Origin of the sequence: Pseudomonas sp. 22189, from assembly GCF_052045635.1 — a bacterium.
In the GTDB taxonomy this organism is placed as follows: Bacteria; Pseudomonadota; Gammaproteobacteria; order Pseudomonadales; family Pseudomonadaceae; genus Aquipseudomonas; species Aquipseudomonas parakoreensis.
In genome coordinates this window covers 36,227-50,740 of the sequence record NZ_JBQEPG010000029.1, presented here as the reverse complement: position 1 = coordinate 50,740, position 14,514 = coordinate 36,227, and the positions used below count along the sequence as shown (strand labels likewise).

At 60.6% G+C, this 14,514-nt stretch carries 13 protein-coding genes; 4 read left to right on the top strand and 9 right to left on the bottom strand.

All coding sequences use genetic code 11. The features are described 5' to 3' along the window. Window positions 1–112: 112 nt before the first annotated feature. The 4 genes from garD to kdgD all read right to left on the bottom strand — a co-directional run bounded on the left by garD (window position 113) and on the right by kdgD (window position 5,610). Window positions 113–1,666, bottom strand: a complete 1,554-nt coding sequence (garD, locus tag ACTJKS_RS24010) for a galactarate dehydratase (protein ID WP_041072809.1) — start codon at window positions 1,664–1,666, stop codon at window positions 113–115. An 11-nt stretch (window positions 1,667–1,677) separates the two neighbouring features. Next, window positions 1,678–3,042, bottom strand: a complete 1,365-nt coding sequence (locus ACTJKS_RS24005) for an MFS transporter (RefSeq protein WP_108181673.1) — start codon at window positions 3,040–3,042, stop codon at window positions 1,678–1,680. A 136-nt stretch (window positions 3,043–3,178) separates the two neighbouring features. After that, window positions 3,179–4,624: an aldehyde dehydrogenase family protein gene (locus tag ACTJKS_RS24000; RefSeq protein WP_262949111.1), complete on the bottom strand. Its 1,446-nt coding sequence runs from the start codon at window positions 4,622–4,624 to the stop codon at window positions 3,179–3,181. 74 nt (window positions 4,625–4,698) lie between these two features. Then, window positions 4,699–5,610, bottom strand: a complete 912-nt coding sequence (kdgD, locus tag ACTJKS_RS23995) for a 5-dehydro-4-deoxyglucarate dehydratase (RefSeq protein WP_145597342.1) — start codon at window positions 5,608–5,610, stop codon at window positions 4,699–4,701. A 237-nt stretch (window positions 5,611–5,847) separates the two neighbouring features. Here kdgD and ACTJKS_RS23990 point away from each other — a divergent pair, with 237 nt between their 5' ends. The 3 genes from ACTJKS_RS23990 (at window position 5,848) to ACTJKS_RS23980 (ending at window position 7,978) form a co-directional block, all read left to right on the top strand. Further along, the gene (locus ACTJKS_RS23990) at window positions 5,848–7,161 is read left to right on the top strand and encodes a phospholipase (RefSeq protein WP_142580040.1); all 1,314 of its coding nucleotides are present in this window, start codon (window positions 5,848–5,850) and stop codon (window positions 7,159–7,161) included. 3 nt (window positions 7,162–7,164) lie between these two features. Next, window positions 7,165–7,353 (top strand): hypothetical protein, encoded by a 189-nt coding sequence (locus tag ACTJKS_RS23985; protein ID WP_041072799.1) that lies wholly within the window; start codon window positions 7,165–7,167, stop codon window positions 7,351–7,353. A 271-nt stretch (window positions 7,354–7,624) separates the two neighbouring features. Further along, a complete protein-coding gene (locus ACTJKS_RS23980) occupies window positions 7,625–7,978 on the top strand; it encodes a hypothetical protein (RefSeq protein ID WP_108181670.1) in 354 nt (117 codons plus the stop codon). 4 nt (window positions 7,979–7,982) lie between these two features. Here the strand turns inward: ACTJKS_RS23980 and ACTJKS_RS23975 are convergent, their stop codons facing one another. The 4 genes from ACTJKS_RS23975 to ACTJKS_RS23960 all read right to left on the bottom strand — a co-directional run bounded on the left by ACTJKS_RS23975 (window position 7,983) and on the right by ACTJKS_RS23960 (window position 12,548). After that, window positions 7,983–8,729 carry a FadR/GntR family transcriptional regulator gene (locus tag ACTJKS_RS23975; RefSeq protein ID WP_186448505.1) on the bottom strand — a complete coding sequence of 249 codons (747 nt, stop codon included), beginning with the start codon at window positions 8,727–8,729 and terminating at the stop codon, window positions 7,983–7,985. Window positions 8,730–8,908: 179 nt separating this feature from the next. Next, window positions 8,909–10,636, bottom strand: coding sequence for an ABC transporter ATP-binding protein/permease (locus ACTJKS_RS23970; protein WP_041072797.1), 1,728 nt, complete (start codon window positions 10,634–10,636; stop codon window positions 8,909–8,911). A 96-nt stretch (window positions 10,637–10,732) separates the two neighbouring features. Next, on the bottom strand, window positions 10,733–11,293 hold the full coding sequence (locus ACTJKS_RS23965; protein ID WP_003221630.1) for a response regulator transcription factor: 561 nt from the start codon (window positions 11,291–11,293) through the stop codon (window positions 10,733–10,735). After that, the gene (locus ACTJKS_RS23960; RefSeq protein ID WP_027610820.1) at window positions 11,286–12,548 is read right to left on the bottom strand and encodes an ATP-binding protein; all 1,263 of its coding nucleotides are present in this window, start codon (window positions 12,546–12,548) and stop codon (window positions 11,286–11,288) included. The genes ACTJKS_RS23965 and ACTJKS_RS23960 overlap by 8 nt, the downstream gene beginning before the upstream one ends. Before the next feature lie 408 nt (window positions 12,549–12,956). Between ACTJKS_RS23960 and ACTJKS_RS23955 the strand changes: the two genes are divergently transcribed. Next, window positions 12,957–13,676 carry an SIMPL domain-containing protein gene (locus ACTJKS_RS23955; protein ID WP_027610819.1) on the top strand — a complete coding sequence of 240 codons (720 nt, stop codon included), beginning with the start codon at window positions 12,957–12,959 and terminating at the stop codon, window positions 13,674–13,676. Window positions 13,677–13,843: 167 nt separating this feature from the next. Here ACTJKS_RS23955 and ACTJKS_RS23950 read toward each other — a convergent pair whose 3' ends face one another. Further along, window positions 13,844–14,206, bottom strand: a complete 363-nt coding sequence (locus ACTJKS_RS23950) for a DUF6124 family protein (RefSeq protein ID WP_108181667.1) — start codon at window positions 14,204–14,206, stop codon at window positions 13,844–13,846. Window positions 14,207–14,514: the final 308 nt, after the last annotated feature.

Here is a 14,514-nt window from a genome sequence, read left to right as displayed (position 1 = left end):
CCGGGGGAGCCTTTGGGTGAGCGTCGTCAGGGCTTAATGATAAGCCACTGAGTTGCTGTTGAAGATCAAAAGATCGCAGCCTGCGGCAGNCAGGCTGCGATCTTTTTTGGACTCAGGTAATCGGCGCCGGATTGAACAGGGTGATGTCGTTATGCAGCTTGTGCTTCTCCGCCCACGTCTGCTGCTTGCCGCTCGCCACATCCAGGTAATAGTGGAACAACTCCCAGCCCAACGCCTCGATGGACGCACGGCCGGTAGCAATCCGCCCGGCATCGATATCGATCAGATCCGGCCAGCGTTGCGCCAGCTCGGTCCGGGTCGAGACCTTGACCACCGGCGCCATGGCCAAGCCATACGGCGTGCCCCGCCCGGTGGTGAACACATGCAGGTTCATCCCCGCGGCCAACTGCAAGGTGCCGCAGACAAAATCACTCGCTGGCGTCGCGCAGAAGATCAAACCCTTCTGCTTGAAACGCTCGCCCGGGCCGAGCACGCCATTGATCGCGCTGCTGCCGGATTTGACAATCGAGCCCAGCGATTTCTCGACAATGTTCGACAACCCGCCCTTCTTGTTGCCCGGCGTGGTATTGGCGCTGCGATCCGCCTCACCCTTGGCCAGATAGCGGTCGTACCAGTCCATCTCGCGCACCAGTTCCTGCGCCACGGTCTTGGTTTCGGCACGGGACGTCAGCAGATAGATCGCATCGCGCACTTCGGTGACTTCGGAAAACATCACCGTCGCCCCGGCGCGCAGCAGCAAGTCCGAGGCATACCCCAACGCCGGGTTGGCGGTGATGCCGGAGAACGCATCGCTGCCGCCGCACTGCATGCCGAGGATCAGCTCGGAGGCCGGCACGGTTTCGCGGCGGCGCTGGTCAAGCTTCTGCAAACGGACTTCGGCCAGCGCCATGATCTGCTCGATCATCTCGGTGAAACCGTGACTGGAATCCTGCAGGCGATACAGCCATGGCTCGCTGAGATCGACCGAGGCATCGTCCTCATGCATCACCTGCCCGGCCTGCAATTTCTCGCAGCCCAGACTGATCACCAGCGCTTCGCCACCCAGGTTCGGGTTGCGCGCCAGATTGCGCACGGTGCGAATCGGGATGTAGGCGTCAGTCGCGGTGATCGCCACGCCGCAGCCGTAACTGTGGGTCAGCGCCACCACGTCATCAACGTGCGGATACTTCGGCAGCAGCTCGTCCTTGATGCGCTTTACCGCGTGGTCGAGCACGCCGGTGACGCACTGCACCGTGGTGGTGATCCCGAGAATGTTGCGTGTGCCGACGGTGCCGTCGGCGTTGCGATAACCCTCGAACGTGAAGCCTTCCAGCGGCGACTGCGCGGCCGGTACTTCGGTGGACAGCGGCAGGCTGTCCAGCGGCGGCGCGGTCGGCATGCGCAGTTGATCTTCCTTGACCCAGCTGCCACGCGGGATCGGCTGCAACGCGTAGCCGATGGTCTGGCCGTAGCGAATCACCTGGCCGCCCTCGGGAATGTCCTCGAGGGTGACCTTGTGGCTCTGCGGCACAAAGTCCACGGTCACCAGACCGTCCGGGAACTCGGTACCGGCCGGCACGCCCTGGTCGTTGACCACAATCACTACGTTGTCCCGCTCGTGCAGGCGGATGTAGCGCGGCGAGTCGGAATGTTCAATCAACTGCATGACGCCGCTCCTCAGGAATGCGCTTGAGACAATTTGCCGGTGATTTCAGAACCACCGTTGGTTGGCGGCTCTTTGAGCACCACACGTTTGATCGGGCCGACGATCACCAGGTAGCTGAACACCGCGACCAGTGCGTTGGCACCGACGAACACTAGCGCCCACTTGAACGAACCGGTGGAGCTGATGATGTAGCCGATCACGATCGGCGTGGTAATCGAAGCGAGGTTGCCGAAGGTGTTGAACAACCCGCCGCTCAGGCCAGCGATCTGTTTTGGCGAAGTGTCGGACACCACCGCCCAACCCAGCGCGCCTACGCCTTTGCCGAAGAAGGCCAATGCCATGAAACCAACGACCATCCATTCCACGTCAACATAGTTGCAGGCCACGATACTGCTCGAGACCAGCAAGCCGGCAATGATCGGCGCCTTGCGGGCGAAGGTCAGCGAATGCCCTTTGCGCAGCAGGTAATCGGAAATCACCCCGCCAAGCACGCCACCGATGAAACCGCAGATCGCCGGCAGCGAGGCAATGAAACCAGCCTTGAGGATGGTCATGCCGCGCTCCTGCACCAGGTACACCGGGAACCAGGTCAGGAAGAAATAAGTGATGCCGTTGATGCAATACTGGCCCAGATACACGCCGAGCATCATGCGGTTGGTCAGCAACTGACGGATGTAATCCCACTTCGGCCCGTCGGTTTTTTTGCCTTGCTTGACGTCCATGTCGACCATGCCGCCATTGTCGGCGATGAACTGCACTTCGGCTTCGTTGGCCAGCGGATGCTGACGCGGGCTGTGGATAACCTTGAGCCAGACCAGCGAGAAGATGATGCCGAGGATACCCATGACAATGAACACGTGCTCCCAGCCGAAGCGATACACGATCCAGCCCATCAGCGGCGCGAACAGCACAGTGGCGAAATATTGCGCCGAGTTGAAGATCGCCGAGGCCGTACCGCGTTCAGCGGTCGGGAACCAGGCCGCGACAATCCGTGCGTTACCGGGAAAGGATGGCGCCTCCGCCAGACCGACCAGAAAGCGCAGCATGAACAGCGCAACGATCGCCGTGGACATGCCGAATTCACCGACAAAGCCTTGCAGCACGGTGAACAGCGACCAGGTGAAAATGCTCAGGGCGTAGACTTTTTTCGAGCCGAAGCGATCGAGCAGCCAGCCACCGGGAATCTGTCCGGCAACGTAGGCCCACCCGAAAGCGGAGAAGATATAACCGAGGGTGACCGCGTCGATGCCGAGGTCTTTTTGCAGGCTGGAACCGGCGATGGCGATGGTCGCGCGGTCGGCGTAGTTGATCGTAGTCACCAGAAACAGCATGAGCAGGATCAAATAGCGGACGTGAGTCGGCTTGGACGATTGCATGTAGATGTACTCCCACTGATTATTTTTATGCGCGGGTGAATCTGTTGTGCTGCATGTATTCCCTGTAGGAGCTGCCGAAGGCTGCGATNCAAATCAAAAGATCGCAGCCTTCGGCAGCTCCTACAGGGGTATTGCTTCAGGAGCCGATGTAGCTGGTCTTCACGACCGTGTAGAACTCTTGCGCATAGCGGCCTTGCTCACGTGAGCCATAGGATGACCCCTTACGGCCCCCGAACGGAACGTGGTAATCGACACCGGCGGTCGGCAGGTTGACCATCACCATCCCGGCCTGCGAATGGCGCTTGAAGTGGTTGGCGTACTTCAGCGACGTGGTGGCGATGCCGGCCGACAGACCGAACTCGGTGTCGTTGGCCATCGCCAGCGCCGCCTCGTAGTCGGCCACGCGAACGACGTTAGCCACCGGGCCAAAGATTTCTTCACGGCTGATGCGCATCGACGCTTCGCTGTCGGCAAACAGCGTTGGCGCGAGAAAGTAGCCTTCGGTGTCGCAGGTCACCAGACCACCGCCGCTGACCAGACGTGCACCTTCGGACTGGCCGATATCGATGTACTTCATGTCCTGTTCCAGCTGCGCCTGGGAAACCACCGGACCGATGTCGGTGCCGGATTTGAGCGCGTGGCCGACCTTGATCGACTGCATGCGCTCGGTCATGGCTTCGACGAACTTGTCGTGAATCCCGGCGGTGACGATCAAGCGACTCGACGCCGTGCAACGCTGGCCGGTGGAGTAGAACGCGCTCTGCACCGACAGCTCGACCGCCTGCTTGAGGTCGGCGTCGTCGAGAATGATCTGCGGGTTCTTGCCGCCCATTTCCAGCTGCACCTTGGCCTGGCGCGACACGCAGTTGACGGCGATCTGCCGACCCACGCCGACCGAACCGGTGAAGCTGATGCCGTCGACTTTCGGGCTGTTGACCAGCGCTTCGCCGACCACCCGACCGCTGCCCATCACCAGGTTGAACACGCCGGCCGGGAAGCCTGCGCGGGAGATGATTTCCGCCAGCGCCCAGGCACAACCCGGCACCAGATCCGCAGGTTTGAGCACCACGCAGTTGCCGTAGGCCAGGGCCGGGGCGATTTTCCATGCCGGAATGGCAATCGGGAAGTTCCACGGGGTGATCAGACCGACCACGCCGAGGGCTTCGCGGGTGACTTCGACGTTGACGCCCGGGCGCACCGACGGCACGTAGTCGCCGGACAGACGCAGGCATTCACCGGCGAAGAACTTGAAGATGTTGCCGGCGCGGGTCACTTCGCCAATGGCTTCGGGCAGGGTCTTGCCCTCTTCCCGGGCCAGCAGGGTGCCGAGTTCTTCGCGACGGGCGAGGATTTCCGTGCCGACTTTATCCAGCGCATCGTGACGGGCCTGAATGCCCGAAACCGACCAGGTCGGGAACGCGGCGCGGGCCGCATCGATGGCGGCGTGAACCTGCGTCAGGTCAGCCTTGGCGTAATCGCCGATGGTATCGCTCAGCTCGGACGGGTTGATGTTCGCCGAGTAGTCGGCACCGGCAACCCATTCGCCGTTGATGTAGTTGTCGTAGCGTTTTGCAGTTGTCACAGGGCAGCCCTCAAATCTCAAAGCCTTTACGCAAAAAGCCGCTGATTACTCAGCGGCCGCGTTTTTGTCGGGTGTTACTGCGCACCTTGCTTGTCGATCAGCGCAGCCAGCATTTCGAATTCTTCGCCGGTCAGGTCGGTCAGCGGCGCCCGCACCGGGCCTGCGTCATAGCCGGCGATTTTCGCGCCTGCCTTGACGATGCTCACGGCGTAACCGGCCTTGCGGTTGCGGATGTCGAGGTACGGCAGGAAGAAGTCGTCGATGATCTTGGCGACGGTGGCGTGATCGTCGCGGGCAATCGCGTGGTAGAAGTCCATCGCGGTTTTCGGGATGAAGTTGAACACCGCCGAGGAGTAAACCGGCACGCCCAGTGCCTTGTAGGCGGCGGCGTAGACCTCAGCGGTCGGCAGGCCGCCGAGGTAGCTGAAGCGATCACCGAGGCGGCGACGGATCGACACCATCAACTCGATATCGCCCAGACCGTCCTTGTAGCCGATCAGGTTCGGGCAGCGCTCGGCCAGTCGCTCCAGCAATGGCGCAGTCAGGCGGCAGACGTTGCGGTTGTAGACCACCACCCCGATGTTCACCGATTTGCACACCGCTTCAACGTGGGCGGCGACGCCGTCCTGACTGGCTTCGGTCAGATAGTGCGGCAGCAGCAACAGGCCTTTGGCGCCCAGACGCTCGGCTTCCTGGGCGTACTCGATGGCTTGACGGGTCGAGCCGCCGACACCGGCCAGAATCGGCACGCTGCTGGCGCAGGTGTCGACGGCAGTCTTGATGATTTCCGAGTATTCGCTGGCGGCCAAGGAGAAGAACTCACCGGTGCCGCCGGCGGCGAACAAGGCTGAAGCGCCGTACGGAGCCAGCCATTCCAGACGCTTGATGTAGCCGGCGCGGTTGAAATCGCCCTGCGCGTTGAAATCGGTGACCGGGAACGACAGCAGACCGGCGGAGAGGATGGACTTCAGTTCTTGTGGATTCATTATTCGAACACCCTGGGTAGCAACGTTTTTTGTGAGTTTTATGATTCAGCCAGCGCTGAAGTTGTAGGTCATCGTACAACTTAAAAGACAACCGTCAACTGCATTTCATCGTTGCCCCGCACTTTTTGTCGGACAAGATTCGATCTTGACGTAGGAAAAATCTGGTCTAGGCTCGACATGACTGTATATCCATACAGTTAAAAATAAATCCACCGACGACATATCAAGGAGCCAGAAATGTCCGGACTGCATGCAAAACCACAGGTACGACCCAAACCGGTCGTCGCTCGACTCGATGATCTTTTCACTGTAAAAGGCATTCGCTTCAACGCCGACAATCCGCATCTGCTGCTGCACATCGCCGACGCCCATAGCGATGTCGTACCGGCCGCCGCCCTCCCCGGCAACGCCTTGAACATTCGACCGCCGCTGCGCTTCGAAGGCGCTGAACACACGGCCATCGGCGATAACACCCTGCTGCGCTTCAGTGAAAACGCCGAGCCGATTCGCGCGCAAAACAAGCCCTTGCACTTGCCCAATGGCCTTGCGCTGACCTACGGCCAGGTGGTGGCGCTGGCTGGAGATTTCTACGGCGTGGTCGATCGACCGATCAACGAAGGCGCGACCCCGGCTGATCGCCTGAATCGCTTCCACGCTGCATTTGATTCTCTCGCCGTGCTGCCGGCCTCACGCGCCGAGGCCACGCAGATTCTCGCGGTCATGCAAAAAGAGATCGACGCGGTTAAACAGGCGATCAAGGACGGTAAATCACCGCACGAAGCCTACGACGCGCTCGGAGATACGTTGTCCGAAGAGTGGAACAAGCTCACCGGCGGCGGCAGTTTCGTCTCCGCGCTGTTCCCGCTTGGGCGCTATCTGAAACTGGCGGCGAACAACGCCGACCACTTTGGTGAATGGGCCAGACTGGCCTACATCGCCGGCCACACCGCCGCCCTGCAAACCGCCGTCGCAGCCCGCGCCAATCACGATGAGCAGCAACTGGAACGGGCCTACGCGATGAACGCGTTTGCCGACCACTTCCTCACCGACCTGTTCTCTGCCGGCCACCTGCGTGTGCCACGCAAAGAGATGGCGGCGGTGGTCAGGCCGAGCGATCTCGGCTCGCTGGTCACCCGTTTCATGCACGACGAGGACAGCAAATTCGGCCTCAAGGTGCGCAACGCCCATGGCGATCAATGGCGCGCCTACGGCGACAAACGTTACTTCGACGCCAGCGACGCGGATAACCGCACCCAGGTCAATCTGGCGGTGCAGGCTTCGGCGGATGAAATCTTCGCCGCCTACCTCAGCGGCAACGTGCCCGCCCCTTCAACGTTTGCCGCGCTGCAACGCCTGCCGGATCTGACGGCGGTGCTGAATCTTTCCAGCAACTTCTCGCCGCTGTTCCGCGTCGAGGGCGGCAAGGTGCTGCGGCGCAAAGACGTGAACAACCTCAACGACACCGCCACCATCGATGACTGGTGGGGCTGGAGCACCTACCTGCTGCTCAAGGACTACCACCCGACGGGTAACGTCAATCAAGGAGAATGAGCAATGACGATCACATTGAAACTGGAACTGACGTCGGGGCAGTCGCTGCAGGGCGCGCCGCTGGAGCTGCTGGAGGACGGCAAGCCGATTGCGCGGGGGGTTGTGGATAAATCGGGAGAGGTGGCGTTTGCTGCCAAGCCTGGTAACGCGAAACTGGCGGTGAGGGTGGATCGCTCGATATTGCCGCGCTGAATTCACGGGCCTCTTCGCGAGCAAGCTCGCTCCCACCCTGGATTTTCGGCCAGCCCGATTGTGAGTTCAGCCGAGAATCATTATGGGAGAGAGCTTGCTCGCAAAGGGAATCGTTACCAAGACCGTTCGTCGAAACTGGTATTTCTTACAGGTTCCAGATCAATCCTCTGCCGGCTTCAATACCCAAGGAGTAAACGAACCGGCTCCGCCAGGCAACGCTGTAATGAGCATGCCTTCAACGGTTTGATGGATATTGAAACGGAGTTTGATCATGACTGCACACGCTAAAGCTTTGGCCGCGCCAAGTCTCAGGGAAGCAGAAAACGGAAAACTTTATGTTGGCAAACTGACAGGAGCTGCCCACGGAGAAGTGCTGCCCTACCCTAATGCATCTGTCGGTGACCACATTACTTTTCATGTAGTGACCACCTCCGGTAACACTCGGGAAGACCATCAAATACTCACGGAGCCCGAGGTAGGAAAACCAATCATTTTCCTAATCCCCAAAGATGTTTTTGAAAAGAATCTGACTCCTGAGGCCACTGCTGAACTCCGCTACAGCGTTACAAGTCGCGATCAGCCACCAAAGGCATCACCACTTCTTACCATTAAGCTGGAACGGTAACCTTTCACCCCTGCGCCTGTGCCTCTTCATGGGCCTGGCGCAGTCTTTCACGGCTGTTGGTCAAATGCAGGCGCATCGCCGCCCGCGCCGCATCGGCATCCTGGCGGGCAATCGCCTCGTAGATTTCCTCGTGCTCACGGCTCAGGCGGTTCATGTAGTGCTGCTGGTCATCATGGGCCAGGCGTGCCGAGTTCAACCGCGTACGCGGAATGATACTGGTGCCCAGGTGGGTCATGATGTCAGTGAAGTAGCGGTTGCCGGTGGACAGGGCGATTTCCAGGTGGAAGGCGAAGTCCGACGCTACCGCATCGCTGGCGTGGGCCACGCTGTCGTTCAGCGCATCGAGGGCGGCGCGCATGGTTGCCAATTGCTCGGGGCTGCGACGTTGCGCGGCAAGCCCGGCAGATTCGACTTCAAGGCTGATGCGCAATTCGAGAATGGCCAGCACATCACGCAGGGTGACGACAGTGGCCGGATCGATACGGAAACCGCTCGGGCTTGGCGTGTCGAGCACAAAAGTGCCAATGCCGTGGCGGGTTTCAACTTGACCGGCCGCCTGCAAACGGGAAATGGCCTCGCGCACGACGGTGCGGCTGACGCCATGGGCTTCCATGATCGCCGACTCGGTAGGCAGTTTGTCACCGCGCTTGAGCAGGCCATCGCGGATCTGCTCGCTCAGCACCGTCACCAGTTCCTGGGCCAGGCTGCGGCGCTTGCGCGGGAGGCGTGGGGTGTCGATCGGGTTTTCCATGGTCAACGTCTGGTCTCGAAAAATCGGCTTGGTGGGCATCATAGCGCAGGCGGGTTGTACGATCACTGTCGAGTCGAAACACCGCCCTTGTAGGAGCTGCCGCAGGCTGCGATCTTTGATCTTGAAAAACAACATCAAAAGATCGCAGCCTGCGGCAGCTCCTACAGGGGGTGTGGGGGTCAGGCGGTCACGGCCTGTTCCACCAGATGCCCGCTGTCGATCCGTACATGCCGTGGGTGGAAGCGCTTGAGGCTGCTGCGGTGGCCGACGCTGACGATGCTCAGGCCCGGCAACTGATCAATCAGCGCCTGATACAACGTTGCCTCATCCTCTTCATCCATCGCCGACGTCGCCTCGTCCATGTACAGCCATTGCGGTGCGTAAAGCATCGCGCGGGCGAAGGCCAGGCGTTGCTGCTCACCCGGCGACAGCATGCGCTGCCAGTGATTGGCTTCGTCCAGACGCGCGACCAGATGCGGCAGGCGGCAAGTTTCCAGCACCTGCGCGTAACGCTCTGGCGCGTAGGTGTCGCCCGGTTGTGGATAACTCAAGGCTTCGCGCAGGGTACCGATCGGCAGATACGGCTTCTGCGGCAGGAACAGATAACGCGCTGCCGGCAGGCGAATAGCGCCGTGGCCCGCGGGCCACAAGTGCCCCATCGCCCGCAACAGCGTGGACTTGCCGCTGCCGGAGCGACCGCTGAGCATCACCCGCTCGCCGGGCTCTACCGTCATGTCGGCATTGGTCAGCAGGTGACGACCATCGGCCAGGTCCAGGCCGAGGTTGTGCACTTGCAATTCGCTGCCTTGGTTTTGCACGTCGATGGCCGGGCGGCGCTGTTCGTTATCGGTCATGGCCTGACGGAAACTCAGCAGACGATCACAGGTGGCGCGCCAGGACGCGAGGCTCTGATAGGCGCTGATGAACCAGCTGAAACTCTCCTGGACGTTGCCGAATGCCGAGCTGATCTGCATCAGTTCACCCAGCTCGATCTTGCCGGCGAGGTAGCGCGGCGACGCCACGATAAACGGGAAAATGATCGCAGCCTGGCTGTAACCGGCAGTGAAGAACGTCAGGCGCTTGGACACTTTCATGATGTCCCAGAAGTTGTGCCAGACATTACCGAAGCGACCGCTCAAACGACGATTTTCGTTCGGCTCGCCGTTGTACAACGCGATACTCTCGGCATTTTCACGAATCCGCACCATGGAAAAACGCAGGTCGGCTTCGAAGCGTTGTTGTTGGTTGTTCAGGCCGATCAAGCGGCGACCGATCAAGTGCGTCAGCCAACTGCCCACCACGGCATAGACCAGCACGCACCAGAACATGTAGCCGGGAATGGTGATGCCATAGACCTCAATGCTGCCCGACACGCCCCACAGAATGATCGAGAACGACACCAGGCTGACGATATTGCGCAGCAGGCCGATCCCCAGCTCAAGGGTATTGGAGGTGAAGTTATTGAGGTCTTCGGAAATCCGCTGGTCCGGGTTATCGGTGTAACCGCCCTGCTCCAGCTGGTAGTAATTCTTGTCGGCGAGCCAACGGGAAAAATGCTTTTCGGTGAGCCAGGCCCGCCAGCGAATCGTCAGCATCTGGGTCAGATACAGTCGGTACACCGCACCGACAATCGCCACCGCTGCAATCGCGCAGAAATACAGAATCAGCTGCCAGAACGCCGCTTCATCTTTCTTCTGCAGCGCGTTGTAGAAATCCTTGTACCAGGTGTTGAACCACACCGAGATCCCCACGCTGAGCAACGACAGCGCAATCACCGCAATCAGCAATGTCCAGGCCTTGCCCTTCTCTTCGCTGCGCCAGTAAGGCGTGATGATCCCCCACACCTTGCGAAAAAACTGCCCGCGCACAGCATCGTTGACCGCGGAATATTCAGCGTTCTGATTCATGGAAAAGGCTCGATAAAGAAAAGAACAGACACGCACCGATCATAGTTGATCGGTGCGCGTTATCGCGAGGGCTGGCGATGGCCGTTCAGCGCAGGTTCAGCGACGAACCGGGCGCTTCTGCAGTTTGCGCTGCAGGGTGCGGCGGTGCATGCCCAGGGCGCGGGCAGTGGCGGAGATGTTGCCTTCATGCTCGGTGAGCACGCGCTGGATGTGCTCCCATTGCAGACGGTCCACCGACATCGGGTTTTCCGGCACCAGGCTGTCGAGGTCGGCGTGTTCGGAGAGCAGCGCAGCCAGCACGTCGTCGGCGTCGGCCGGTTTGCACAGGTAGTTGCAGGCGCCGCGCTTGATCGCTTCGACCGCCGTGGCAATGCTCGAATAACCGGTGAGGATCACCACGCGCATTTCCGGGTCCAGTTCCAGCAGCTTGGGCAGCAGCACCAGACCGGAGTCGCCGTCCATTTTCAGGTCCAGCGCGGCGTAGTCCGGCAGGTCGGCCTGGGCGATGGTCAAGCCTTCCTCGGCGGAGCCTGCGGTACTCACGCGAAAGCCACGGCGGGCCATGGCACGGGCCATTACTCGGGTGAAGGTCGCGTCGTCGTCGACCAGCAGCAGATGCGGCAGTTCTTCGCCTTCGACTTGGATTTCGTCACTCATGTTGGTCTCCTCGGGCGCCGTGGGGCAGGCGCAGCTCGGTGAGCGTGCCGCCTTCCTCATGACTATAGAGTTTCACTGAACCGCCGGCGCGTGTCACGCTGGCCTTGCTCAAAAACAGGCCCAGGCCGAAACCTTTGCCCTTGGTGGTAAAAAACGGTTTGCCGATCTGCTCGGCGATGGCCAGCGGCACACCGGCACCGTGGTCACGAATGCTGATGGTCACGGTTTCCGCGTCCCAGTCCAGCGTCACCTGAAGATTTTCCGGGCAGGCGTCGGCGGCATTGTTCAGCAGATTGAGCAGCGCCTGGGTCAGATCCGGCGGCGGTGCCATGCGCGGGACTGTGCCCTGGCCGAGACGCTGGAAGCGATAACTGGCTTCCGGACGCATCAGGTGCCAACGGTTCAGCGCTTCGTCGAGCCATTGGGTGACGTCCTGCATTTCCACGGCCATACGGCGGTTGGCTTCGGCGGCGCGCACCAGTTGTTGCAACGTTTCTTTGCACAGCTTGACCTGATCCTGCAGCACTTTCAGATCGTCCTGCAACATCGCGTCGGGGTGATCCTGCTGCATTTCCTTGAGCAACACGCTCATGGTTGCCAGCGGCGTGCCGAGTTCATGCGCGGCGCCAGCGGCCTGGGTGGCGACGGCCAGCAATTGCTGATCGCGCAAGCCTTCTTCGCGGCGAATCGCGCGCAATTCTTCCTGACGGCGCAGCTCTTCGGCCATGCGCGCAGCGAAAAACGTGATGACCGCAGCCGCGAGGGCAAAACTCAGCCACATGCCGTAGATCTGCAGGTTCTCGCGGGCCACCGGCAGGGTTTCCAGCGGGTAGAACCGCGTCAGCATCACGGTGTAGAGCGCCAGCGCGATACCCGACAGAATCACCGAATAACGCCACGGCAGCGTCACCGCCGCGATGGTCAGTGGCACCAGGTAGTAGGAAACGAACGGGTTGGTCGAACCGCCGGAGAAATACAGCAACGCACTGTGGATCACCAGATCGCACGCCAGTTGCAGCGCATATTCGAGTTCGGTCACCGGCCACGACGTACGCAGTCGCACGGCGGTGAACACGCACAGAAGAATCGAGCAGCCGAGGGTCATCGCCAATTGCACCCACGGCAACGGCAACAATTGCAGCCAGTAGGCCAGGCCGACGGACCCGGCTTGCGCGGCGAGCACCAGGGTGCGGATGAACGTCAGCCGCCAGAGGTTCTGGCGAGTGGCGGAAGTCAGTTGTACGGGGGCGAGCATGAGCTCTCCTGATGAGCGCTCCAGGCGGATCGCACGGAGTATAACCAAGCCGCGCCTTTGAGAGGCGAAAGTGCGGCAAATGACCACATGGCGCTGGCGGAAAATTCAGCTACCTCACATAGCTGTCCGAGATCAGTGTGGTGAGGGGATTTATCCCCGATGGGTGGCGAAGCCGCCCCAAACCCTGCAATCCGTTTTTCACAGGCAGACCGCATCTGCTGAATTGCGACTGCTTCGCAGCCGATCGGGGCGGTGCGACGTTTCGCTAAATCCCCTCGCCACAAAGAGCTTGCGGCGTGCGGCCATCTGTATAGAAGTTGTAACTGGGCGAACCGCAGCACAGAAGCTAGAGTCTGATGGTTTCACGCAGGGACGAACCAACACCTGCGCATTATTCAAGGAGCCTTCATGCACACCTTTCGCCGCAGCGCCGCCCTTCTCGCCCTGACCGTCGGCAGCATCGCCAGCCTTCCGGCGCTGGCCGCCGATGAGCTGCACTACAACCAGATCTCCCTGCGCGCCGAAGTCAGCCAGGAAGTGGCCCGCGACCTGATGATCGTGACGCTCTACACCGAAGCGCAAAACACCGACCCGGCCAAACTCGCCGCCGACGTCAGCACCACCATGAACAAGGCGCTGGCCCAGGCCAAGCAAGTCAAAGACATCACCCTGCGCCAGGGCAGCCGCAACAGCTACCCGATCTACGACACCAAGGGCCAGAAAATCACTGGCTGGCGTGAACGCGCCGAACTGCGCCTGGAAAGCGCCGACTTCGCCGCCCTGTCCAAACTCACTGGCGAACTGCTGACCGACCTGAAAATGGGCGGCATGGACTTCGCCATCGCCGAGCCGACCCGCAAGGCCAGCGAAGACAAACTGCTCAAAGAAGCCGTCAGCGCCTTCAAGGCCCGCGCGCAACTGGCCACCGACGCACTGGGCGGCAAGGGCTACAAAATCGTCAACCTGAACCTCAACAGCAACGGCTACCCACAACCGTACATGCGCGCCCCGATGATGATGAAGGCCGCCGGCATGGCGGATTCGGCACCGGTCACACCGGAAGTCGAAGCCGGCACCAGCCAGGTCAGCCTGACAGCGGATGGCTCGATTGAAGTGCTGATGCAGTGAATTGATGCTTGCTGAATGAGAAACCGGCGATCAGTGAATGATCGCCGGTTTTTTTGTGCCCGGGATTTGTGTTGTTTGATCTGACGCCTTCGCGAGCAGGCTCGCTNACATTTGAAATGCGCACTCCTGTGGGAGCGAGCCTGCTCGCGAAGAACGATAACGCGGTCTCAAGCCTGCTGATCAACCCGATCCAGCGCCCGATTCACCGCCAGCTCAGCGAGCATGATGATCTGCTGAATCGCCAACGCCGTATTGCGCTGCGGGCGACTGAGCTGATCGGCGAAATCGCTGGCCATGGTGTTGGCCGAGGCCAGGGACTCACAGGCGTGGGCCAACAGACTTTCCGTGTCGATGCCCGGATGGACGAGGAACATCGAGCTGGGTGGGCGCGGTTTTGTGGCTTCGGGGCTGAGGTAGAAATCGAGGGCACGCTTGATCGCTTCGCGGTTTTTTGCGAGGTCTTCGGCGTGGAGGGCTTCGGTGAGTGGGGTTGTGGGTTCGAGCGGTGGATCTGGGACCGGTTTGGACATTGATAGCGTTCCTGATCAATAGCCATTCACTCGCCGTTCTCACGCGGCGGAGTGGTGGCAGCAATGTGCGGGGTGAGAAACCGGTAGGAACAAGCCCGGCCGGACCGAAGCCCGCCCGCACACAGCCGCCATAGAATATTGCAGCAGCAGAAATGCCGGCGGCAATTATGGTGGTACTGATTGTGGATTAACAGTTCCTGCGGGTTCTCACACCCGATCGCTGAGTTTTCAGCGACAGCCCAAGGCTAGAGAGCTGACGTCCGAGGGACAACCTGAAAACCTTGTGGGATGGTTCTGGTTATCCCACA

Bases quoted from the DNA above. Each gene is read 5' to 3' on its own strand.
- ACTJKS_RS23955 (WP_027610819.1), top strand. From the start codon at position 12,957: ATGCACACCTTTCGCCGCAGCGCCGCCCTTCTCGCCCTGACCGTCGGC.
- ACTJKS_RS23980 (WP_108181670.1), top strand. From the start codon at position 7,625: ATGACTGCACACGCTAAAGCTTTGGCCGCGCCAAGTCTCAGGGAAGCA.
- ACTJKS_RS23990 (WP_142580040.1), top strand. From the start codon at position 5,848: ATGTCCGGACTGCATGCAAAACCACAGGTACGACCCAAACCGGTCGTC.
- ACTJKS_RS23970 (WP_041072797.1), bottom strand. From the start codon at position 10,636: ATGAATCAGAACGCTGAATATTCCGCGGTCAACGATGCTGTGCGCGGG.
- ACTJKS_RS23965 (WP_003221630.1), bottom strand. From the start codon at position 11,293: ATGAGTGACGAAATCCAAGTCGAAGGCGAAGAACTGCCGCATCTGCTG.
- garD (WP_041072809.1), bottom strand. From the start codon at position 1,666: ATGCAGTTGATTGAACATTCCGACTCGCCGCGCTACATCCGCCTGCAC.
- ACTJKS_RS23960 (WP_027610820.1), bottom strand. From the start codon at position 12,548: ATGCTCGCCCCCGTACAACTGACTTCCGCCACTCGCCAGAACCTCTGG.
- ACTJKS_RS23985 (WP_041072799.1), top strand. From the start codon at position 7,165: ATGACGATCACATTGAAACTGGAACTGACGTCGGGGCAGTCGCTGCAG.
- ACTJKS_RS23975 (WP_186448505.1), bottom strand. From the start codon at position 8,729: ATGGAAAACCCGATCGACACCCCACGCCTCCCGCGCAAGCGCCGCAGC.
- ACTJKS_RS24005 (WP_108181673.1), bottom strand. From the start codon at position 3,042: ATGCAATCGTCCAAGCCGACTCACGTCCGCTATTTGATCCTGCTCATG.
- kdgD (WP_145597342.1), bottom strand. From the start codon at position 5,610: ATGAATCCACAAGAACTGAAGTCCATCCTCTCCGCCGGTCTGCTGTCG.
- ACTJKS_RS23950 (WP_108181667.1), bottom strand. From the start codon at position 14,206: ATGTCCAAACCGGTCCCAGATCCACCGCTCGAACCCACAACCCCACTC.